Raw genomic sequence first — 22,388 nt, forward strand, 5'->3', positions numbered from 1 at the left:
AATAATGATAGAAAGGAAGAGTTGATAGCATGGAAAAGTACTTAATGGCAATTGATGCCGGAACCGGCAGTGTCAGAGTCATTTTATTTAACACACTTGGCCATGAACAATTTGTTACACAATCAGAATGGACCCATCATGAAGATAAACGGTATCCAGGCTCCATGGACTTTGCTATCGAGAAAAATATAGACATGATCATCCAACTAATCAAGGAAATCTTAGCAAAGAGTAAGGTTAACCCTGAAAACATTGTGGCGATTTCAACCACAAGTATGCGTGAAGCCATTGTCCTATACGATGAAAACGGGAAGGAATTATGGGCCTGTGCCAACGTGGATTCAAGATCAAACGACGAAGTGGCTAACCTATGTAAAATAAGTGACACAATCGAAGCAGACATTCACCAGATTTCTGGACAGACCTTTTCATTAGGAGCAATCCCCAGAATCCTTTGGGTAAAAAATCATATTCCTGAAACGTATCACAAAGTGAAATACGTGACGATGTTGAACGACTGGATAACCTATCGCATGACCGATGTAATTTCAGTTGAACCTTCTAATGGCTGCACCACTGGTCTTTTTGATATTAAGAAAAGAGTTTGGGAGCCAAGCATTGCTAAGAAGGTAGGTCTAAGAAAGGATATTTTTCCGATTGTAAATGAAAGCGGAACCATTATTAACCATGTTTCGCAGGAGTTCTCCGCACTTACTGGCTTAAGCACGCAGACTGTCGTGGTTGCTGGAGGCGGCGACGCCCAATTAGGCTGCATTGGCATGGGGGTCATCAACGAAGGGGATGCAGCTGTTTTAGGCGGTAGCTTTTGGCAATATGAATATACAACCAACCAGGTAGAGATCAATGATGATTGTAAAGTAAGAGTGAATTGCCATGCCATCCCAAATACCTGGCAATATGAAGCCATCGCCTTCTTTCCTGGACTGATCATGAGGTGGTTCAGGGATACGTTTTGTGAGCTTGAAGCCTTTCTTCAGAAGGAAAAAGGGGAAAGCATTTATGCCCAAATGGAAAAAAGAGCACAACAAGTACCGGCAGGCTGCAATGGAATGATTTGTACGTTTTCCGATAAAATGAACTATTTTTCATGGAAACATGCGGCACCAAGTTTCATAGATTTTAAGTTTGATAGCTCCTATAATAAAGCAACGTTTTACCGGGCCATTATGGAAAATGCCGCTTTTGTCACAAAGGGCAATATTGAAGTCATTTCCAACCTAACAAACCAATCACCCGAATCGATTGTTTTTGGAGGCGGGGCCTCAAAAAGTGATTTATGGTGCCAAATTGTGGCTGACGTTTTGAATATAAAGGTAAAAGTTCCAGTGGTAAAGGAATCGACAGCTCTAGGTGCGGCCATTTGTGCCGGTGTAGGAGCAGGGGTTTATGAAAGTTTTAATGAAGCCATTACTCAAGTGGTTAAATTCGAAAAAACCTTCGAACCAAACGAATCGAATCACTTCATTTATGAAGAGTTATATAAAAAGTGGGAGGCTGTGTACAAGGTACAACTAGAGCTGGCAGATCAAGGATACACCAACCATATGTGGATTGCCCCAGGACTATAAGACATCCGAAGGAGTGAACAAAATGACGGTTATGAACGAGAATGAGCGAGAATACCGATTTGGTGATAGTGGTCCAAAGTACCTCTTGAAAGGACCGAGAATGAATTTTGGTGTTGTTGTATTACAACCAGGGCAAGATTTTGCCGCACATTATCATAACGTGATGGAGGAAAACTTCTTTATCTTAGAGGGAGAACTAGAAATTCATATAGACGAGGAAATCTTCCAATGTAAACAAGGAGACTTTATTCACGTTGAACCCAAAAAAGTCCACTATCTAATCAACAAGGGAGATACCATCTTCAAAGCAGCCTTTATGCTGGCACCCTACCAAGAAAAAGATAAAGTTGAGGTAGACTACAAGCCATACTGTAAATAGGAGCACAGGTAGGAGCACAGGGACGGTTCTTCTGCTTGGAATCAGCACTTTAGAGAACTCGAGGGACACATCATACCATTCATTAGCTATCGAGCAGGCGTAATGGAAACTAACATTTTGCACACCATTTTTTCAGTATGAGATGTTAATAGAAAAATGGGTATTCGTATGCGGGGAACATACTTGTAGAATTACTGGAAGCTTCCTTAGGTAATGAAAAAATATTACCTATCGTCATAAATAATAAAAAAAATAAAAGGTTGTGATTCTATAGAACGAAGCCGGGTGGATAATGTCAGAGCGCACATAATAACGACAAGGGAATTAATAGAAGATAAAAATTTGATTTTCAATTATATACAAGAAAACCTTAAAAGTCTTGATAGAAATATGCAAGCTTACATGTCCATTAGTAATTGGATAACGGTTGCAGTTAACAGGCATAAACAGGTTGTTCAAGAGGAAAAAATTGTACTGGTGGATTTGAACCTTTCAAGAAATGAATTCCCTATCGATGAATTGGAATTTGAAGGTAAGATTTATCCATTCATAAAGACACGTCTTACTGTTAATAGCTCTGATAATGCGTTTATTACGTATCTATTTGACGGGTGAAAGGAAAAAATTGAAAGATTAGATATAGAACCTTTACTTGAAGAATACATTGAGAACCTTAAAACGGATGAAGAATTCGCAGCTATCAAAAGAAGAGTATGGCCAGAAGGCTTTACACATGAAAGGGATAAGAAAATATTCGAAGAGTAGGAAACACGGGAAAATGCACAGTGTCCATTCACTGGGCGTTTTCTTTTAAAAATATTTTTAACTTACAGTCGTCTATAACCCTTATTGACTGCCCATCCCTCTCTTTGAAAAGGATGCCGGTCGTCTATTACCCTCATTGACTACCCATCCCTCTCTTTAAAACGGTGGTCGGTCGTCAATAACCTTGATTGACGACTTATCCTACTCTTTGAAACAATAAAAATGTCCTTCATCCGGATATGAAGGACATTTTTATTGTAAGTTACCCGTAGAATAGAGTGGAAAAATGAATGAATCAGTGATTTTACCTGTTTTTAAAGTTCTACACTCGCAAGTACCCGTAAATCAGCTTTTTATTACTCTCAAAATCAGTATTTGTTTAGCTCCTGAATCGGAGTTTGAATGATAACTGGACTCTTACTAGGGTCCAACCATTTCAAGATGCTGACAACATTCGTTTGTGAAGTGGAAGTACATCCCAGCGTGTAGCCACTCCCAATGTGGAAGAAGATCGCACTGCCTTTATACGGAGTTCGCTGTGTATTGTAGTTGATCACGAAACCATAGGAATAAGCTGCGATATTCATGTTTTCTGCACTCTTCCATTGACCCAGTGTTTTACTTCTTGATTGCCAAGTGTTGTAGAGCTTTGAAGTTGGATCATCTACCCAAACATCATCGCTAGTGATTTTTCTGTAAGGCATTTTGGTCCCTGGATTTGCATAACGTCCAAATGCGGTTCCAATTGTATACTTTCCGATTGGAGACCTTTTACCGCCTTCACGCATATTGGTGGCAGTGGCGAATCCATATTTACCAATATGACCTGTGGTGGTCAACACAGGTACCCATTTCCCTAGGGAATTTCTCTGGAAGGTACGAATTTCTGCATTTGAGCTATTGTAGCCATTGGCAGTGACAAGAATTAACTGTTTGTTGCTGCCCACTGTCTTTAACCTTTCCGCCAAATTCTTAGTGGTTAGGTATTGGTTGGATGCCCAGCCTGTTTTACCGCCAACAGTCACTTTATCCCAAGAGCCACTCGTTTGTGAAACGGTGACAGCTTGGTTTTGCTTAATGGTTGTGACAATTTGGTAGGTCGTTCCCGGACCCGTTCTGACATTCAATGCTGTGGCTGTTACATATTTTGTTACGCTTGCTGCAGCTGCCGGTTTAGCTGCAAGAAATCCTGAAAGTAAAACAAACATGGCAACGATAATTGGAATTCTCTTTTTAAACATCTACTTTTCTTCCCCAATCTAGTTATGATTAATCTATCTTTTATTATAAAACGATTAGCGCATTCCATTGCAATAGGGATTAGGTATGAAGGTCTTCAAAGCGGGAATAGAGAGGAAGTCTTAAATAGATTAAAAAATACTTTGGAAATCAACGATACAAAATCTGCCTGACCGAATGAAGTTAAGTCAGTAAAAAGAAGCATGAGAACCGTCCCCATGCTTCTTCCATTCCCCATATTTCGCTATTAATCAAACATTTGTTTAAAAACAATTTTATCCACGACATTGCTAAATTTGTTACCCCAACTGCATGAAAAAAATGTCGTTGGCTGTCCACCCCGACCTAGTCCGGATTTACGCATGTTTAAAACATTATCTTCTTCGGTTCATAGCCACGTTATTCTCTATCCATTCAGTTCAATATAAAAACAGGGTCAGTCCGCAATAATAAAAACGGACTGACCCTTTAATTTATTCCCTCCATCTGTTCTGGCATCGAAACAACATGGCTGCTCTCATGTGTATGGAAGCACAAGAACCGTCCCCATGGTCCTCTCGACAAAACTCAAGGCGTGACAGGCACCGATATTAAGCAGCATTATTTACATCATCGAGTTCGGAAACACGCTCTACTTTTCCAACTAGGAAAATGTAAGATAATGCACCTAATAGGGTTACACAAGCAATAAACGTAAGTGCTGGCGCAAAATTCCCTCCCTTAACTAGGTAACCAATAACAATCGGAATAATGATGGAAGCCGTACCACCGATAAAGTTAAACGCACCGCCCGCAATACCGATTAAACGTTTTGGAGCTAGAAGCGAAACGAACACCCAAGTAATGGAGGCGAAACCGTTTCCAAAGAATGCAATAGACATGAATAATACAATGAGTGCTGGGCTATTTACATAGTTTGCTCCGATGATGGAAGTCGCCAATAATAAACCTGTGATAATTGGAGCTTTTCTTGCTTTGTTTTTAGAAACACCCTTTTTAACTAAGAAGTCAGACAAAAATCCAGAAGCAAGCACCCCAATGAATGCAGCGATAAATGGCAATGATGCCAAGAACCCCGTTTTAATAAAACCCATGCCTCTATATTCGACTAGATAAGTAGGGAACCAAGTTAAGAAGAACCATAGAGTGGAGCTAACCGCAAACTGTCCAATGTAAATCCCCCACAGTTTTCTACTTGATAGAACAATGCCTAAATCCTTCAAACTAATTTTAGATTTAACCGCTTTCTCAGAAGAGCCCGTGATTAAACCGTCGCCTTCACGAATATAATCAAGCTCTGCTTGATTTACTTTTTTATTCTTATCCGGATCACGATAGAACAGGAACCAAAGAACAGACCATGCAAGACCTATAATACCTGCAATGATAAACAATCCTCTCCAGCCAAAGGTCTGCTCAAGGAAAATAAGTGTTGGTGTTAAAAATGCTAAGCCAATAAACTGACCTGAAGTGTAAATGGAAATCGCTCTAGCACGTTCATTCTCAGGGAACCATGAAGCTGCCACCTTGCTGTTGGTTGGAAATGCAGGAGCTTCAAACACACCCAAGCCTACGCGGAAGAACATCAATCCTGAAAAACCACTTGCGAACCCTTGCAATAAAGTCATTAGTGAGAAACCGGCAATTCCTAGAGTATGCGTATTTCGGTTACCCAGCTTATCTAACAGCCAACCGCCTGGAATTTGCAATGCACAATAGGTCCAGCCGAAAGCAGAGAAAATTAATCCCATTTTAACAGAATCAATATCAAGTTCCTTTGTAATAAAAGGAGCGGCAATCGAGATGTTGCTTCGGTCCATGTAGTTGACAATAACCGTAATAAACAACATAAAAACAACACCATAACGAACCTTCGTCGCCTTATTATTCATTCATCCTCAATCCCTTTATAGTAGATTTATTAATTAGAAAATGATCTATGAACCAAAATTGGGCAAAGCTCGGGCGGTGCCTGTCACCAAGCACGCCCGATTTGGTTTTACCATTCTGCGACGCTGCCGTCTTTGTGACGCCAAACTGGATTTTGCCATTGATGACCCACTTTTGCCATTTCACGTACCTTTTCTTCATTGACTTCGATGCCTAGTCCTGGTCCTTGTGGAATCTTCACATAACCGTTTTCATAATGGAAGACAGATGGATCAACGATATAATCTAATAAATCATTGCCCTGATTGTAGTGGATGCCTAAGCTTTGTTCTTGGATGAAGGCATTGTGTGCAGTCGCATCTACTTGTAAGCATGCTGCTAGAGCAATAGGTCCAAGCGGACAATGCGGTGCAGCTGCTACATCATACGCCTCTGCCATGCTAATGATTTTTTTGCATTCTGTAATGCCGCCTGCATGGGATAAATCTGGCTGGATAATGTCCACATAGCCGCCAGCTAATAATGATTTAAAGTCCCATCTTGAGAACATCCGCTCACCAGTGGCTATTGGAGTAGAAGTTAACGAAGCAATTTCCTTTAGCGCCTCATTATTCTCAGGTAATACAGGTTCTTCAATAAACATCGGTCTAAACTGCTCAAGTTCTTTTACCAGAACCTTCGCCATTGGCTTATGTACACGACCGTGGAAGTCAATTCCGATTCCGATATGCTTGCCGACTGCTTCACGAATTGCGGCAACATTCTCGATGACTCTCTCCACCTTATCGTAGGAATCAATGTATTGTAATTCCTCGGTTCCATTCATCTTTACCGCTTGGAACCCTCTTTCAACACAATCTAAAGCCATTTTGGCTGTATCGCTTGGACGGTCGCCGCCAATCCAAGAATAAACCTTAATGGAGTCACGGCATGCCCCGCCAAGTAATTGAAAGACTGGCGCATTATAGAACTTCCCTTTAATATCCCAAAGCGCCTGGTCAATACCGGCAATCGCACTCATAAGGATAGGGCCGCCACGGTAGAATCCGCCGCGATACATCACATTCCAGTGGTCTTCGATACGCAATGGATCCTTGCCGATTAAATATGTCATTAGCTCTTCAACTGCTGCCTTAACTGTTGCGGCCTTTCCCTCAATGACAGGCTCTCCCCAGCCAACAATTCCTTCATCTGTTTCTATTTTTAAAAATAACCAGCGTGGTGGTACTTGGAACAATTCATAACCTGTAATCTTCATTTTGAATTCACTCCATCTCATTTATTTTTGTGCTGCAAGAACGAACTGCTTTGCTTTTTCGGTTAAATCTACTAAATACTGTTCTGTCACTTCTTGTTTGGTGTTCACCAAAGAACTGCCAATTCCCAAGCCGGCTGCACCTGCTTCGAGATATTCCTTAATATTATGTAAGCCGACTCCGCCGGTTGGCAGCAACGGAATATGAGGAAGCGGCCCGTGTATATCTTTAATAAATTTCGGACCTAATCCAGTAGCCGGAAAAACTTTAATAATATCTCCACCTAATTCATAGGCGTTTAAAATTTCAGTTGGAGTAAACGCAGCCGGAATGCTGACGGCCCCATACCTTTTTGTTAGATTAATTGTTTCTGCTTTTAATGTAGGTGATAGGATAAACTGGGCACCCGCAAGCAGCGCACAGCGAGCTGATTCAGAATCTAATACAGTTCCTGCTCCGACTGCCATTTTATCACCGAATTCATCCGCAACCCCTTCAATCGCTGACAGAGCCTTCGGCGAATTCATGGTAATTTCAACAATTCGAATTCCACCCTCATATAACGATTGAACAATTTTTAACGTATCCTCTGGTCTTGCCCCACGAACGATGGCAATTAATTTATTATCTAATATTGTTTGTAACGTGTTCATTCGTCTCATTCCTCCTTGCTAGCGCTTTACTTCATCTCCAGCACTAAAACTAGTAAAATACTTCAATTCCTCTCGATCGGGAAGGCCTTCAATATCTCCATTTACGGTGCAAACCATGGCCCCGATGGCACAGCCCCTTTTTACCGCTTCACCAATAGTGAGATGATCGAGAAGTCCCGATAGAACACCCGCAGCAAACCCATCTCCGGCTCCGACTGGGTCAACGACCGTTTTTATGGTAAAGCCCTCTACATATCCTTTATCTGCTCCAGCATTAGTAGAATAGTAGGCACCTTTATCACCAAGCTTGATAACCACCGTTTCTGCTCCTAGAGCATGAAAGGCATCTGCTGCTTGTTCATAATCTTGCGTCCCAAATAAAAACTCACATTCACCAATCCCTGGCAGCACAATATCGGACTTAGCGGCTATTGATAGCAATGTTTCCCGCGCTTCAGTCTCAGACCATAGCTTCCTGCGAAGATTGGGGTCAAAAACGACTTTCACTCCTGTCTCCCTTGCAAGGTCAATCGCATGGTAAATGGTATCCTTGCAAGAAGAGCTGAGAGCCGGTGTAATACCGGAGATATACAAGAACTTAGTCTTTGCGATATAGTCTTTATTGATTTGCTTAGGGGTGAGCTGGCTTGCAGCAGAGTGTTTTCGATAGTAATAAATATTCACATTGTCCTGGTTAACGATTTCTTTAAAAAACACACCAGTCGGCGCACTTTCACTAATTGAGACTTGACTAACGTCTATTCCTTCCCCTTTTACCGTTGTTAAAATCTGTGCCCCAAACTCATCCTTCCCGAGCTGGCTTATCCATCCTGTTCGATGCCCAAGTCTAGACAACCCAATGAGCGTATTCGTTTCCGCCCCTGCTATTCTCGAAGTGAATTGGTTTGAATAACGCATTTTTCCCATCGTATTTGGGGTGAATAAGACCATGGTCTCTCCAATACTAATAACATCCATGTCTTCACCCTTTTCTTCTATAGAATGCATCCAATGCTTTCTGAGATTTTTTTGGATGTCGATAGAACCCTTTCGACAACCTCAGCCTGCTGCGCAAGCATCCTTTCCTTTGGACCAGCAACACTGATCGCTGCATGTATTTTTCGATCAGCACCAAATACAGGAGCTGCAACACAATATAAGCCTTCTTCGTTTTCCTCATCATCAATGGTGTATCCAATTAGCGAATACTGATAGAGTTCCTTTTCTAGTTCTTCTCTGTTGGTAATCGTCTTTGCCGTAATCGGTACTAGTTCAATTCGGTCTAGAATTTTCGACCGCTCTTGTTCAGACATATTGGCTAAGAAGGTTTTGCCTAGCCCCGTGCAATAAAGCGGCTTGCGGAAACCGGTTTGAGCAGTTGTCCGAATGGAGCGTTTACTATCAATCTTTAAAAGATAAACCAATTCCTCTTCTGACAACGTTGCCATAAATACCGTCTCCTGAACACTTTCCATCAACTTTTCAAGATGCGGCTTTGCAACAAGTGAAATATCTAAGTTTTCCATTGCCATCGTTCCAATATGAATCAACTTGGCCCCGATTCTATATTTTTTGGCAGAGTCTAAACTTAAATAACCTGCAGACGTAAGCGTCGCTGCTAGATTAGAAGTACTGCTTTGTGGGAATGATAGATTTTCACTGATTTCTTTAATCGTCAGCCCATCTGGATTATGGGATAATAACTCAAAAATTTGAAGAACACGTTCCGCCGATTTGACCGACATACGCTCCCTCCTTCTTCCATTTAACATCACATATGTGATGTTAAATCTCATATGTGATTAATACAGGCACATAATAGCACCGTGATTTCGAAACGTCAACTACTTTTGGAAACGTTTTTAAAAAAAGTGAAGCATGGGGACGGTTCTCATGCTTCCAGCGTTTCGACCCTATTCCCTATATTCTTTACTAATCAAACGTTTAATTAAAAAAGCAGAAAGGTTCATCCCTCTTCATTTACTCTTCAAAACTAGTAAAAAAGATTGTCGAGCAAAGTTAGGATATTTCACAGATAAAACTTCAATTTCCCGGAAAATTCTATTGTTATCGACTCAACCTACATCCTTCATGTCAATTCCCCATATTTCGTAATTAATCAAACATTTGTTTAAAAACGATCTTATCCACTTCATTGCTGAAATTGTTACCCCAATTGCATGAAAAAAATGTCGACAGTTGTCCTACCCCACCTAGTCCGGAATGACGCATGTATAAAACATATACTTCTTCGGTTCATAACCAAGTTACATACTTCCCATTCAGATAAACATAAAAACAGGGTCAGTCCTAATAAAAACGGACTGACCCTTAAATTTATTCCTTCCATCTGTTCCAGCATCGACACCATCTGGTCTGCAATCATGTGTATGGAAGCATAAGAAACGTCCCCATGCTCCCCCCAAAAAAGAAGCATGAGAACCGTCCCCATGCTTCCCCATGCTTCTACGCTTCGATTGTTTCACTTGCAAAGGCTTTTCGGTTTTCTTTTTCCCATTTTTTTGTGATGAATCCCATGAGGTCCAGGATGAGCCGGGCTGCGGTTTGTCCTGTCATTCCCGTGGGGTCGTAGGCAGGTGCGACTTCTACGAAATCAAACGCGACAACCTCACCGCGCTGGACAATGGCTTCCAATAAGGCATTGACTTCATCATAGGAAAAGCCGCCTGGGGATGGGGTTCCCGTTCCCGGACAGATGGAAGGATCAATCCCATCTACATCAATGGTAAGGAAATAACAGCCTCCTTTTGGAATCCGGCTGAGCACCCCATCGATTCCAATCTTGCGGATTTGTTTGGGACTCAAAATCACACTCCCATATGCACGGGCATCATCAAAATCTTCTTTTATACTGCTGCCAATTCCGCGAATCCCCAGTTGAACCATTTCATTAAAATGATCCATTTCTGCCATCCGCCTCATCGGACTTCCATGACCATACCGCTGTCCAGAACGTTCATCTGCCCAATCCAAGTGGGCATCGATTTGGATGGCGCATAAAGATCCAAGCGAATCCAACGCCTGAGCAACAGGAATCGTAATCGAATGATCTCCCCCTAAAATGACCGGGAATGCCCCTTTTGAAATGATTTTTCTTACCGCTTCTTCAATATTTTCGAAGCTTTGCTGAAGATCCCCGTGAACAATATCCACATCCCCGCAGTCAACAATTTTTAAAGGCGGAGCAAGAAACACCTCATCTCGTTCCGGATCGTAGGATCCATTTAATCCAAAACTATAAAGGGTGGAACCTTCCCGAATACTGCGTGGTCCGAAACGAGTTCCGGAACGCCATTGTGCTCCCATATCATATGGAACGCCAATAATCGCAATATGGGCGTCCAATTCATCAAGGTTCGTACAGATAGGATACTTCGCAAACGAACAAATTCCTGTGAACGGTAAATTCAATTTCTGCTTTTCATAGGGTCTTTTTGATTCATACATAGGGAAATTCCTCCTTTTCAATTTTGCAGACTCGGGTATCTAGCCAAGTACACTGGTTAAAAACTGACGTAAACGCTCGCTCTTAGGCTGGGAGAATATCTCGGAAGGAGGCCCCTCCTCCACCACGACTCCCTGATCCATGAAAATGATTCGATCCGCCACATCTCGTGCGAAATTCATTTCATGGGTGACGACGACCATGGTCATCCCTTCAGCCGCCAAATCCTTCATGACCTTTAAAACCTCTCCTACTAACTCTGGGTCCAGGGCTGATGTCGGTTCATCAAATAGCATGATTTTGGGATCCATTGCCAAGGCTCTCGCAATCGCAACCCGCTGCTGTTGTCCCCCAGACAAACTAGACGGATAGACATCCCTTTTCTCCATCAGTCCAACCTTTCTCAGCAAGCTTTCCGCCTTTTCAATCGCCTCGGCTTTATTCCTTTTTCTGACCAGCAAAGGCGCCTCGATGACATTATTTAAAACCGTTTTATGCGGCCATAAATTAAATTGTTGAAAGACCATTCCCACCTTGGATCGAACTTCACGAAGATTAAGACTGCCTGAGGATGGAAAAATCACATCACCGTTGAAGGAGATGGTTCCATCAGATGGCCCCTCGAGCAGATTAAGGCAACGCAGCAAGGTACTTTTACCAGAGCCACTCGGTCCAATAATACAAACCACTTCACCATCGTTAATCTTCAGGTCTATCCCTGTTAAAATCTCTTGGTTTCCAAAGGACTTACGGAGCCCGTTTACCTCAATTGCTTTTGTTTTTACTGCCGTTTCACTCATAATCTCCCTTCTTTCATTAGCATCATAGTTTGATATCCTGCTCTTTCATCACGAAAAATCCAGTGGAAGAACGCTCCCGAGTCCTTAGATAACGCGTCGCATATTTTTCCAAGCCTCGAAGCAGGTTGGCCAGGAGGGTAACGAGTGCCCAATATAGAAACGCGACCATGGTATAAATCTCCACATAATTGTAGGTTTCACTAATCGCCCGCTGGCCCACAAAGGTCAACTCTTGCACCGTAATGACAGACAGGATGGCTGATTCTTTAACCAGTGAAATGATTTGGTTGCTTAAAGGAGCCATGATCAGGCCCCAGATTTGTGGGATGACGATTCGAAATAGAATCGCCTTCTCTCCAATCCCTAGGGCTCGGGCGGCTTCGACTTGACCTTTAGGAATAGATAGAATGCCTGACCGATAGATTTCAGCAAAATAGGCGCCGCCATAAAGGCCGATTCCGATGATGCCTGCTGCTGTGGCACTTATATCGATTCCGAATACAGGTCCAACATAATATAAGAGAAACACCTGTATTAGAAAGGGCGTGCCGCGAAAGAATTCAATATACACATTGGCTAAACCAGCGCCCCAGCCGGGGGACCTCATTTTCACCGTACACGTAATCATCCCGATGAAAAGCCCCAGCAAGAGACCGGCAGCGCATATCGATAATGTCGTTAGAAATCCTTCAAAAAGTAACCCAGCGTATCGGGTGACGATACTAAAATCGAAAACCATGTCAACACCTCCCTAGCGATAGACGGCTGTTTTCCGTTCTATATATCTTGATCCTTGTGAGATTGCCAGGTTCATAAGGAAATAAAGCAAGGCGACAGCAATATAAATTTCAGCAGGCCGATAGCTGGTACTAACAATCTGCTGCCCTACCCGCGTCAGATCGACGACGGCAATGACAGAAACAAGTGACGAGTTTTTCAATAAGGTGATCAGCTCATTGGTAATGGACGGAAGGATTTTGACAAACACTTGCGGAATGATAATCCGCAGCATCGCCTGGCGTTTGGAAATGCCTAAAGCAAAAGCCGCTTCCTGCTGTCCTTTTGGAATCGACTCAATTCCTGCTCGAATAATATCAGCCTGAAACGCCGCTGTATTGAGCGCCATCGCAATCACGCCACTGGCAAAGGCAGGAATCTCGATCCCAAAATTAGAGAGACTAAAGTAGACAATAAAAATTTGAATAATAAAAGGAATTCCTCTTATCAAATTAATAAAGACACGTGTCGGCCCGATGAATATTATTTTTCCGCTTATTAGAAAGATGGCCAGGATAAGCCCGGATATCGTGCCAATAAAAATTGCAAGTAACGACATTTGGAGAGTGACCAGGGCTCCCTTTAATAACAGCGGTAAACTATTAACAATCAAATCGATATTAATCCCCATATCAACTCTCCTTACCTATTATTCTGGCAGGTAGCCAGAATCTGGAATGTCCATCTTAAAGCCAAACCATTTCATCTGCATTTCGCCCAACTTTCCACTATCACGCAAATCTAAAATTTGTTTGTTGAGGTAATCTAGCAGTTCTTTATCCCCTTTTCTAACTGCCCAAGCGATCCACATTGGTTCGCCAAAGGTTCCGACAATTTCATATTTGTCTGGATTTTTCTTCAGAACTCCTGCTAGATTTGCTTTGGTATTGATCACGGCATCAATTCTGCCTGTTGCCAGTTCTTGATAGGCTTCCGGAAAGGCCACATATTCTTTGATTTCCTTCGTCCCATCCCCTTTGGCTTTTAAATCTTTATCAAAGGTTTGAGTAGAGGTCAGCATCGCGGAACCAAGCTGAGTTCCTACTACTTTCCCTGCAATATCCTCAGGCTTTTGAATGGAGGAATCTCCTTTTCTTTTTAAAACCGCCATGGTGGCATCGGCGATCGGTACGGTAAAATCATATTTCTTTGCTCGTTTAGGTGTGATGGTCACCGAGGTAGCGACAAAATCAAACTTCTTTGCATCCAGCCCTGGTAAGATCCCCTGAAAGGGCAAGTCAAGCTGTTTCAGCTTCACCTCAAGGCCATCGACCATGACAGCCAATATATCGGAGCCATACCCGACAATTTTCCCGTCCTGTATAAATTCAAATGGTTCGAAGGCGGATTCCGTCCCAACCACCACTTCTCCGCGACTTTTGATTTCATCTAACGTGGAGTCACTCTTTCCTGATGTGGAGGACGTTTTGGAGGAGCTGCTGCATCCAGTTAAAACTAATAAAAAAATAATCCCTACTATTAATGACAAACTGATTAACTTTTTTTTCTTTTTCAATCAAATCTCCCCTTTTCTTTTACTAGAGTCATAATGTTGTCCTATCATCTGATGGTTAAAATCAAGATGAATCAGACATCCTATCATCTGATGTTTCACGTCACACCTTTAGGCTATTTCGCAGCTTTATATTTACTTTCGCCCACTTGATGGCCTCTTTCACGTTTTGGTCCTCAATCGCCGTATATAGCTTTTTGTGAACCAATGTATTTTCTTTATAGTAGTCTCTCGTATCAAGGATTAACGCGGGTAACATTTGAAGGAGCAGGCGGCAAATAGAATCGTACATTTCTATTAATACGGAATTATGGGTTGCTTGACAGACTGCCTGATGAAATTGAAGATCCGATTTTAAATACTGATCATATTTTTCCTCTTTTAAAAAGTGATTCCGGTTCTCTAAATGTTGTTTTATTCTGCGTAAATCACTTTCTGTTCGCCTCTCGGCAGCTAATCCGGATATCTGGATATCTAGTATTTGAATCACCTCATTTAAGTCTTGTTCATCTGCATGCTGCAGATTCATCTCAAGTGATTCCTCTGAAAATGCTGTTGACCGTATGTAGGTCCCATCGCCTTGTTTGACTTCTAGTGAACCGGAATAGACCAAAATTTTGATGGCTTCCCGTACCGTCGAGCGGCCGACATTAAGTAGTTTCATTAATTCAGCTTCACTCGGAAGTTTATCGCCAATCTCATATTTCTCTGATTGAATGATGCTCTGTAGTTGAATTAATACCTGGTCAACAAGTTTTTGCTTGTTCACCTTCGTAAATCCTCCTTCTACCTTCATATACTGGCCATCACTTCCTTTCTATTCTCCCGTTCAGCTTGAGACTAGTGTATCACCAGCCTTTTTTACCTAACAACAAACCTGTCAGGTTATCTTTCATAATTTTCTAAAAATTAACATCAGAATTAGGTTTCATTCATTTCGAGTGTGAAAAAGAGGAAGAAGTGGTCCTTTGTTTATGGACAGCTAGTAAACTTAAAAATTCAAAAACGAGTGTAGCCCCCGTTAACGTGGTGATTTCTGCCGAATCTAAAGCAGGTAATACTTCTACCAAATCACAACCGACTAAGTGAATGTCTGTCAGCTGCCGTAACATCCCTTGAGCTTCTGCACTGGTGAAGCCAGCTATTTCCGGTGTCCCAGTACCCGGTGCAAAGGCTGGATCTAAAAAGTCAATGTCAAAGGTAAGAAAAACCTTTGACTCGCCAATTCGTTCTAAGGCCCGGCGCATCGTTTCCTGTAATCCTATTTCCCGCATTTCGTCCGCTGTGATCACCAGAAAGCCAAGCTTACGAGCCTCATCCAAATCATTGGGATGATAGACCGTACCGCGCATACCTATTTGCACAGACCGATAAGGGTCGATAAGCCCTTCCTCTACCGCTCTCCGAAAGGGTGTACCATGCGTGTACTTTTCACCCCAATAGTCATCCCAGGTATCGCCATGGGCATCAAAGTGAAGCAATGACAAGGGACCGTGGACGGAGCTAAGGGCGCGTAGTTCCGGCAGCGTGATGGAATGATCTCCCCCAAGCACAATGGGCACTGCTCCTTTTTCAGCCCAGGCTTTCACATGGGCGGTTATATTTCGATGACTTGCCTCCGTGTTCCCAGGGATGACCATAATATCTCCCCCATCTACCCCATTCAAGAACTCTGACGGCTTGATCTTGTGAAAAACATTGGCCGGTCTTAGTAAGCTAGAAATACGGCGAATTCCTTCTGGACCAAACCTAGTTCCAGCTCGATAGCTGGCAGAAGTATCAAATGGTGCTCCTAATACAACAAAATCCCGTTCTTGAACCTCAGGCTCATACGGCAGCCTCATAAAAGTCCGGATTCCGCTAAACCTTGGCATAGAAGTCACCTCAGGCGTCAAAAAGCTAGTTTCATCACTCATATTCCTACCCTCTTTCATGTGATTAATTTATTCATAGGGTAATATGAAATAAATGGAAGTACAATTTGTTTGTAAGATTCGTTAACATCCTATTTTGACAGAAGCACGGGGACGGTTCTTTTGCTTTGGTGAACCGCAGGGACGGTTCTTCTGCTTCGGACCCGTACCCTCTAAGAGTAAGGAGTGACGACTCCGGGAGAAAAATCAAACCACTTAACAACGTAGGATTCTCGATCATGGTGACCCCGTTCTGCCTTACCATATGGAGTCAAAGTAAGATCAGGGAGTCCAATCGATACAAAATCTGCCCGGCCGACTGAAGCAGCAATGAGGATGGTGAATAGTAATCAGTAAAAAAAGCATGAGAACCGTCCCCATGCTTCCAGCGTTTCGACGCTTTTCCCTAAACGCTATACTAATCAAACGTTTGATTAAAAAAGCCGAAAGGTTTATCCCTCTTCATTTACTCTTCAAAACTCGTAAAAAAGATTGTCGAGCAAAGTTAGGATATTTCACAGATAAATCTTCAATTTCCCGGAAAATTCTATGGTTATCGACTCAACCTACATCCTTCTTTTCAGTTCGCTAACTTTCGCAGCTAATCAAACATTTGTTTAAAAACAATCTTATCCACGACATTGCTATATTTGGTACCCTAATTGCATGAAAAAAATGTCGAGGGGTGTCCTACCTCAACCTAGTCTGGGCTGACGCCTATTGAAAACATATTCTTCTTCGTTTCATAGCCAATTTACTTTCTTCCCAATCAGATAAACATAAAAACAAGGTCAGTCCGCAATGAAAACGGACTGACCCTTTAATTTATTCCCTCCATCTTTTCCGGCATCGACACCACCTAGTTACTCACATATGTATGGAAGCACAGGAACCGTCCCCATGCTTCCATCCTTAACCAATTTCTTCGAATATTTTCTCAAACACCTCAAACGCTTCTGTATCGATACCAGCCATCCAATGAATATATTTGATTTCTTTTCCTGTTAAATCCCTGTCCAGTCGATTTGAAATTAAACGAACTAATCGTTTATATCTTTCCTCATCTCCGGTGACAAAAGTAATTGCCTCTAAATACTCTTTTCTAGTCATCATCTCTAATTCTCCTCCCTACTCCCAATCTTGTCCAAGAATCCATAAAATAAAACCCAAGATTACTGATAAAATAGGAGACTATGACAAGTGACAGAATGAAGTAGTAATGAAGCACGAGAATAGTAATAAGAAAAAAGAAGCATGAGAACCGTCCCCATGCTCCGCCTTTAGGGCTATTGGACTGTCCTATATAAATTTAGAAAAAAGCCATTCCATTCTTTATTTCTTAACATAAAGTATAGGGAATGAGTCTATAAGGGGGTTTTTATAAGATGTTTGGTTATGGTGGTTTTGGCGGCTGTGGCTACGGCGGCGGTTATGGCTACGGGGGTTGTGGATTTGGCGGTTTTGCTTTAATTGTCGTATTATTTATCTTGCTGATTATCATAGGAGCCGTAATCTGTTTCTAAGAAGAACCTAAGAAAGCCCTCTAGCAAAGGGCTTTTTTTGATGCAGACTTTTCCTGTGTAAGGTATCAGTCTATGGACCCGAATATGGTTTCGGCTGGCTACACTCTAGAGTATGCCGCTGTTTATCAAAATAACCCAGGAGGTTAAGCCTCATTTTATTAATCTTTTAAAATATGGCTAGGACTACACTATAACTAAATGCACGACAACATTTGTTTCACCTCCGCGGGCGTTTTTTATTTTAGGCAAATCCCCGATTTTGTCCTAAGCAATGATATTTGTCCAAACCATAACAGCCGTAAAAAATATACTAAAGTGTAAACTGAATTTCAGAATGGATCGGTGGTGAGAATAATGGGCTTTGGCTATGGAGGTTTTGGTTACGGTGGTTTTGGCTACGGTGGCTACGGCGGTGGCAGCACTTTCGTATTAATTGTTGTATTGTTCATTCTCCTTATTATTGTTGGTACATCCTTCATTTAATCAATGTAGTTCCAACAGGGAAAAGGCTCCGTTAAGGAGTCTTTTCTTATTGAGACAATAAATCTGGAAAACAATCAGGAAAAAGAAGCATGAGAACCGTCCCCATGCTCCCTACCCTTGTTTAGGTATTTTTTTCAATAGTTCTGTTAATCGGTCCATTGCTTGGTTAATTTGTTTGGTATCTGTTGAATAAGCCAGTCTTAAGTAACCTTCGCCGTTTTTGCCGAAGGCAGATCCGGGTACACAGGCTATTTGCGCTTCTTTTAAAAGATACATAGCTAGCTCTTTCGAGGATATCCCCAGATGTTTAAAGGAAGGGAATACATAGAAGGCTCCCTTTGGGATCACACAGCTAACATTAGGAATCTCTAGTAAACGATTCACAAGTAGCTGCCTTCTATGATTAAACTCTTTTACCATGTCAGCAACAGGCTCCTGGGTTCCGTTATAAGCCTCGACAGCCCCATATTGAGCAAAGGAAGTGGCACTTGTCGTGTTATACTGATGTACTTTCATAATGGGTTGAATCAAGGCAGATGGTCCGGCTTCATAGCCTAATCGCCAACCATCCATGGAGTAGGATTTAGAAAAACCATTAATCGTAATGGTTCGTTCAAACATACCGGGTAAAGAGGCAATGCTGATGTGCTTTTCATTATCATAAATGATTTTTTCATAGATCTCATCAGACAAAACAAGCAAATGGTTAGTGATTGAAATTTCGGCTAGTTCCCTTAAAACCTGTCCATCCAACACAGTACCAGTTGGATTATGAGGGGAATTTAGAATGATCATTTTGGTTCGGTCTGTTATCCGATCTCTAACATCATTGGGATCGAGAATGAAGTCCTTTTTTTCATGCAGAGGAACAGGTACAGGTACTCCTCCGGCCAGTTCAACCATATATTGATATTCAAGCCAGGATGGATCTGGAATCAGCACTTCATCCCCTGGATTGATAAAAGCAATTATTGTATCTAGAATGGCCTCTTTGCAGCCAATGGAAACAACCACTTCATGATGGGGATCGACGATAATTCCATTTTCCCTTTTTAATTTTCCAGCAATCGCTTCTCTTAACTCAGGTATACCACTATTGGAGGTATAATGGACATATCCTTTATCCAACGCTAAACTTGCAGCACTCTTAATATGTACAGGGGTATCAAAATCCGGCCGGCCAATTTCCATATGTGTAATCCTGGCCCCGTTTTTTTCCATCCGCCCAGCTTCTTCAAAAATTCCCCTAATACTTGAAAACGGAATTTGGGAAATACGATTAGAGATGGCTATATTCATAAAAATCTCCTCTGCCCTTTGATATAAATCGATGCTCCTTTAAGGAATTTCTCAATCCTAATTAACCTATTCGATAGAGATTAATGAAATCTTTTAAAGCTGCTGCCGCTGCCCCCTTGGGATTGGAAGCTCCGCCTGTGCAGCATATCGTTCCCATTTCAGAGGTTTCAAAAAGAACCCCCTTTTCCGTTCCATTGACATTAAACAATAAATGATGGCTATGGATCTCGCATGGGGTTACTTCCAACACGACTTGATCCTCTTTTTTGTAAGCTGTAGCCAATAATTTCAACCGGCCGTTTTTCTGCTTGATGTTCAACATCTCTTCCATCGATACTTCATCAATTCCGCGAATCTTTATATCCTTTAATGAATAATCGGTTCCTAAAAGAGAATTGGACAACAGCAATAGCTTGCAGGCACTATCAAATCCTTTGACATCCAGTACCGGATTAGGCTCCGCAATGCCTTTTTGCTGTGCTAATTGTAAAGCCTCTGCAAATGATAGATGATCATCCATCATGCTTGTTAAAATAAAATTGGATGTACCATTCAAGATACCTTCAATTCGGTTGATTGTCGTGCCAGCTAAGCTGTATTCACCGATGTCAAGAGTGGGCAGTGCCGCAGCAGTTGCCCCGCTATATTTAATGCGGGTTCCTTTTGTTTGGGCCTCTAACATGATTTCCTTAAAGGAATGAACCAAAGCTCCCTTGGCCACAGACACAATATCCATTCCCGATCGAATCGCCTGGGAATAGTAGGTTAGCCCCGGTTCTCCATTTTCAAGATTGGTAGGTGTGCAATCGATCAAAACATCCCCTTCAAACCTCGGGTCGATGATGGGGATCTCAAAGTGCTGTGAATAAAGAAGCAGTGCATCAGATCCGGTACCAAAATCAACTAATTCCTGGAGCTGGATTCCCTCACTTTGATAGATCATTCCTTTACTTCCAATGATTCCTGTTACCAATAAGTCAATCTGATATTTTTCTTTAATCCCTTTTGAACGGCTTAGGATAAGCCTTACAAACTCTCGAGCAACCGAGCCATAGCCAGCTATCATGATTTTCTTTTGCATGGTACTCTCCTTTTTAGACGAACTGAACTGAAATGACACAACAAGTTTATCGATGCTAATGATCATAGTATTCCTTAAGTTAAATCGATTTTACCATACCCCCATCAACAAGGATGGAACTTCCTGTCATATAACTGCTTGCATCAGAAGCTAAAAAGGCAACCACATTCGCGAACTCTTCAGGCTCCCCATATCTGCCAAGGGGAATGGTCATTTTTGATTGCTCGGTAATTTGTTCTTTCGGTACATTCAGCTTTTCAGCTTTCAGTCGATCAAGGAAGTCAACCCGATCGGTTGCGATTCTTCCTGGAGCAATGGTATTAACGAGAATTCGATACGGAGCAAGCTCCTCTGCTAACGCTTTGGATAAACCGACAATTCCTAATCGAAGAGTATTCGATAACATCAAGCCTTTAATAGGCTGCTTTATGGAGGATGAGGCAATGTTGATAATCCTGCCCCCTTCCTTTTTCAAATCAGGAAGGACCTCCCTGATGATTCTAATATAACTAAGAAGATTTAACTGAAAAGCCTGCTCCCAATCATGATCCGTCAGTTCCTCAAAGGCCCCTCCTGGAGGACCGCCTGCATTATTGACGAGAATATCGATTTTGCCAAATACCTCTCTCGTTCTACGGACCAAAGATTGAATCTCATCCTCTTTCGTAATGTCAGCAGGAAAATATTGAACATCCGCCCGATATTTCTCGCTTAGCTCCTTTTGAACGGCTTGTAATTTTTCTGGATTCCGACTGGTGATCATCACACGAGCTCCCTCTTTGGCAAGCTGCTCAGCAACGGCTTTTCCCAATCCTTGACTAGAAGCAATAACAAGTGCTACTTTTCCCTTAAGATTTAAGTCCATTTTTCTCCTCCACCTATTTCTTTAGATCTTTTACCGTATTTTTTAAATCTAGGAATCCATCAATTCTGCATTCTACGATATCTCCATCACGGATGACGACCGCTCCAGGGGTGCCGGTTGAGATGATATCGCCAGGAAGAAGCTTCATGACTTTTGAATGAAAAGAGACAAGTTCCATCGGACGAAAGGTCATATTGGCGACAGAATTTTTCCGGTGAACCTTTCCATTGATCATCGTAGAAACTTGTAAAGCCAAAACATTTGAAATTTCATCCTTTGTCACAAGATGCGGACCAAAGCTGAAAAAGGTATCAAAACTTTTGGACCTTGTAAGATACCGCGGATTTTTTTCCAAAATATCCTCCGCCGTCATATCAATAATGGTTGTATAACCCGCGATTACATTTTCCGCTTCTTCTTCCGATACATTCTTGCATTCTTTCCCAATGATAATCCCCAGCTCGGCTTCAGCTGTAGTCCGATTGGATTGCAGGGGAATCTCAATGGTGTCATGGTGGCCGATAATGGCCGTGTCCGGTTTTATGAAGCTTGCAGGCTCTGTCGCAGGGGCTTTTTCATTTAAATCGGAGGCATGTTCCCGATAATTTAAGCCAATTCCCCATATCTTCCTTGGGTGCAAATACAGCGGTCCGTACTCTGCCTCCTGATAAGGGATCAGCATGTCTGGCAAGCTGTCGATCTCTTTTTTTCCACGATCGTTATACCAGTCAATGAACTCATCCAAATGCCCTGAATTTAACAGCTCGAATAAATGCGTTTCCCATTTCATGTTAAACATCTTGTTAATTTGCTCCAGAAGGACAACTCCATTTTCTAAAGCAATCCCTGCCGCATTTTCTTTATTTTTTATTGTGGCCAGCTTCACCTTTTCATCTC

At 42.0% G+C, this 22,388-nt stretch carries 22 protein-coding genes and 1 pseudogene; 5 read left to right on the forward strand and 18 right to left on the reverse strand.

From position 1 onward, the window contains the following. Positions 1-29: 29 nt before the first annotated feature. From lsrK to V7266_RS10695, 3 genes are all read left to right on the forward strand, one after another. Positions 30-1,589, forward strand: coding sequence for an autoinducer-2 kinase (gene lsrK, locus V7266_RS10685; protein WP_335467872.1), 1,560 nt, complete (start codon positions 30-32; stop codon positions 1,587-1,589). 22 nt (positions 1,590-1,611) lie between these two features. Then, complete coding sequence (locus V7266_RS10690) at positions 1,612-1,968, forward strand: cupin domain-containing protein (protein WP_335467873.1); 357 nt, start codon at positions 1,612-1,614, stop codon at positions 1,966-1,968. Positions 1,969-2,310: 342 nt separating this feature from the next. Further along, the gene (locus tag V7266_RS10695) at positions 2,311-2,583 is read left to right on the forward strand and encodes a hypothetical protein (protein WP_335467874.1); all 273 of its coding nucleotides are present in this window, start codon (positions 2,311-2,313) and stop codon (positions 2,581-2,583) included. Between the two features lie 518 nt (positions 2,584-3,101). Here V7266_RS10695 and V7266_RS10700 read toward each other — a convergent pair. The 14 genes from V7266_RS10700 to V7266_RS10765 form a co-directional block, all read right to left on the reverse strand. After that, a complete protein-coding gene (locus tag V7266_RS10700) occupies positions 3,102-3,974 on the reverse strand; it encodes an SH3 domain-containing protein (RefSeq protein WP_335467875.1) in 873 nt (290 codons plus the stop codon). A gap of 588 nt (positions 3,975-4,562) precedes the next feature. Then, complete coding sequence (locus V7266_RS10705; RefSeq protein ID WP_335467876.1) at positions 4,563-5,864, reverse strand: MFS transporter; 1,302 nt, start codon at positions 5,862-5,864, stop codon at positions 4,563-4,565. A 107-nt stretch (positions 5,865-5,971) separates the two neighbouring features. Beyond that, on the reverse strand, positions 5,972-7,120 hold the full coding sequence (gene dgoD, locus V7266_RS10710; RefSeq protein ID WP_335467877.1) for a galactonate dehydratase: 1,149 nt from the start codon (positions 7,118-7,120) through the stop codon (positions 5,972-5,974). A gap of 21 nt (positions 7,121-7,141) precedes the next feature. Then, on the reverse strand, positions 7,142-7,771 hold the full coding sequence (locus tag V7266_RS10715) for a bifunctional 4-hydroxy-2-oxoglutarate aldolase/2-dehydro-3-deoxy-phosphogluconate aldolase (RefSeq protein ID WP_335467878.1): 630 nt from the start codon (positions 7,769-7,771) through the stop codon (positions 7,142-7,144). Between the two features lie 18 nt (positions 7,772-7,789). Continuing rightward, positions 7,790-8,749, reverse strand: a complete 960-nt coding sequence (locus V7266_RS10720) for a sugar kinase (protein ID WP_335467929.1) — start codon at positions 8,747-8,749, stop codon at positions 7,790-7,792. Between the two features lie 17 nt (positions 8,750-8,766). After that, on the reverse strand, positions 8,767-9,516 hold the full coding sequence (locus V7266_RS10725; RefSeq protein ID WP_335467879.1) for an IclR family transcriptional regulator: 750 nt from the start codon (positions 9,514-9,516) through the stop codon (positions 8,767-8,769). Positions 9,517-10,237: 721 nt separating this feature from the next. After that, positions 10,238-11,239 carry an agmatinase gene (speB, locus tag V7266_RS10730; protein ID WP_335467880.1) on the reverse strand — a complete coding sequence of 334 codons (1,002 nt, stop codon included), beginning with the start codon at positions 11,237-11,239 and terminating at the stop codon, positions 10,238-10,240. A 39-nt stretch (positions 11,240-11,278) separates the two neighbouring features. Then, entirely contained in the window at positions 11,279-12,037 is a 759-nt protein-coding gene (locus V7266_RS10735; RefSeq protein WP_335467881.1) for an amino acid ABC transporter ATP-binding protein, read from the reverse strand. Between the two features lie 22 nt (positions 12,038-12,059). Continuing rightward, entirely contained in the window at positions 12,060-12,776 is a 717-nt protein-coding gene (locus tag V7266_RS10740) for an amino acid ABC transporter permease (RefSeq protein WP_335467882.1), read from the reverse strand. Positions 12,777-12,788: 12 nt separating this feature from the next. Further along, on the reverse strand, positions 12,789-13,445 hold the full coding sequence (locus V7266_RS10745) for an amino acid ABC transporter permease (protein ID WP_335467883.1): 657 nt from the start codon (positions 13,443-13,445) through the stop codon (positions 12,789-12,791). A gap of 18 nt (positions 13,446-13,463) precedes the next feature. Beyond that, positions 13,464-14,330: a transporter substrate-binding domain-containing protein gene (locus V7266_RS10750; RefSeq protein WP_335467884.1), complete on the reverse strand. Its 867-nt coding sequence runs from the start codon at positions 14,328-14,330 to the stop codon at positions 13,464-13,466. A gap of 100 nt (positions 14,331-14,430) precedes the next feature. Beyond that, positions 14,431-15,096: a FadR/GntR family transcriptional regulator gene (locus V7266_RS10755; RefSeq protein ID WP_335467885.1), complete on the reverse strand. Its 666-nt coding sequence runs from the start codon at positions 15,094-15,096 to the stop codon at positions 14,431-14,433. 163 nt (positions 15,097-15,259) lie between these two features. After that, a complete protein-coding gene (gene speB, locus V7266_RS10760; protein WP_335467886.1) occupies positions 15,260-16,243 on the reverse strand; it encodes an agmatinase in 984 nt (327 codons plus the stop codon). Positions 16,244-17,152: 909 nt separating this feature from the next. Beyond that, on the reverse strand, positions 17,153-17,353 hold the full coding sequence (locus V7266_RS10765) for a hypothetical protein (RefSeq protein ID WP_335467887.1): 201 nt from the start codon (positions 17,351-17,353) through the stop codon (positions 17,153-17,155). Between the two features lie 272 nt (positions 17,354-17,625). On the opposite strand from V7266_RS10765, the gene V7266_RS10770 reads away from it, so the two are divergent. Together V7266_RS10770 and V7266_RS30735 are read left to right on the forward strand one after the other, a co-directional pair. Continuing rightward, on the forward strand, positions 17,626-17,763 hold the full coding sequence (locus V7266_RS10770; protein ID WP_335467888.1) for a YjcZ family sporulation protein: 138 nt from the start codon (positions 17,626-17,628) through the stop codon (positions 17,761-17,763). A gap of 414 nt (positions 17,764-18,177) precedes the next feature. Further along, positions 18,178-18,246 (forward strand): annotated as a pseudogene (locus tag V7266_RS30735) (YjcZ family sporulation protein); the annotation flags it as partial. 111 nt (positions 18,247-18,357) lie between these two features. Here V7266_RS30735 and V7266_RS10780 read toward each other — a convergent pair. From V7266_RS10780 to V7266_RS10795, 4 genes are all read right to left on the reverse strand, one after another. Beyond that, positions 18,358-19,545 carry a pyridoxal phosphate-dependent aminotransferase gene (locus V7266_RS10780; RefSeq protein WP_335467890.1) on the reverse strand — a complete coding sequence of 396 codons (1,188 nt, stop codon included), beginning with the start codon at positions 19,543-19,545 and terminating at the stop codon, positions 18,358-18,360. A gap of 61 nt (positions 19,546-19,606) precedes the next feature. Continuing rightward, positions 19,607-20,626 carry a homoserine dehydrogenase gene (locus V7266_RS10785; RefSeq protein WP_335467891.1) on the reverse strand — a complete coding sequence of 340 codons (1,020 nt, stop codon included), beginning with the start codon at positions 20,624-20,626 and terminating at the stop codon, positions 19,607-19,609. A 79-nt stretch (positions 20,627-20,705) separates the two neighbouring features. After that, a complete protein-coding gene (locus tag V7266_RS10790) occupies positions 20,706-21,491 on the reverse strand; it encodes an SDR family oxidoreductase (protein ID WP_335467892.1) in 786 nt (261 codons plus the stop codon). Positions 21,492-21,504: 13 nt separating this feature from the next. Continuing rightward, on the reverse strand, positions 21,505-22,377 hold the full coding sequence (locus V7266_RS10795) for a fumarylacetoacetate hydrolase family protein (protein ID WP_335467893.1): 873 nt from the start codon (positions 22,375-22,377) through the stop codon (positions 21,505-21,507). Between the last annotated feature and the right edge of the window lie 11 nt (positions 22,378-22,388).

The sequence above is a fragment of the Neobacillus drentensis genome (assembly GCF_036965645.1).
Classification (GTDB): domain Bacteria; phylum Bacillota; class Bacilli; order Bacillales; family Cytobacillaceae; genus Neobacillus; species Neobacillus drentensis_D.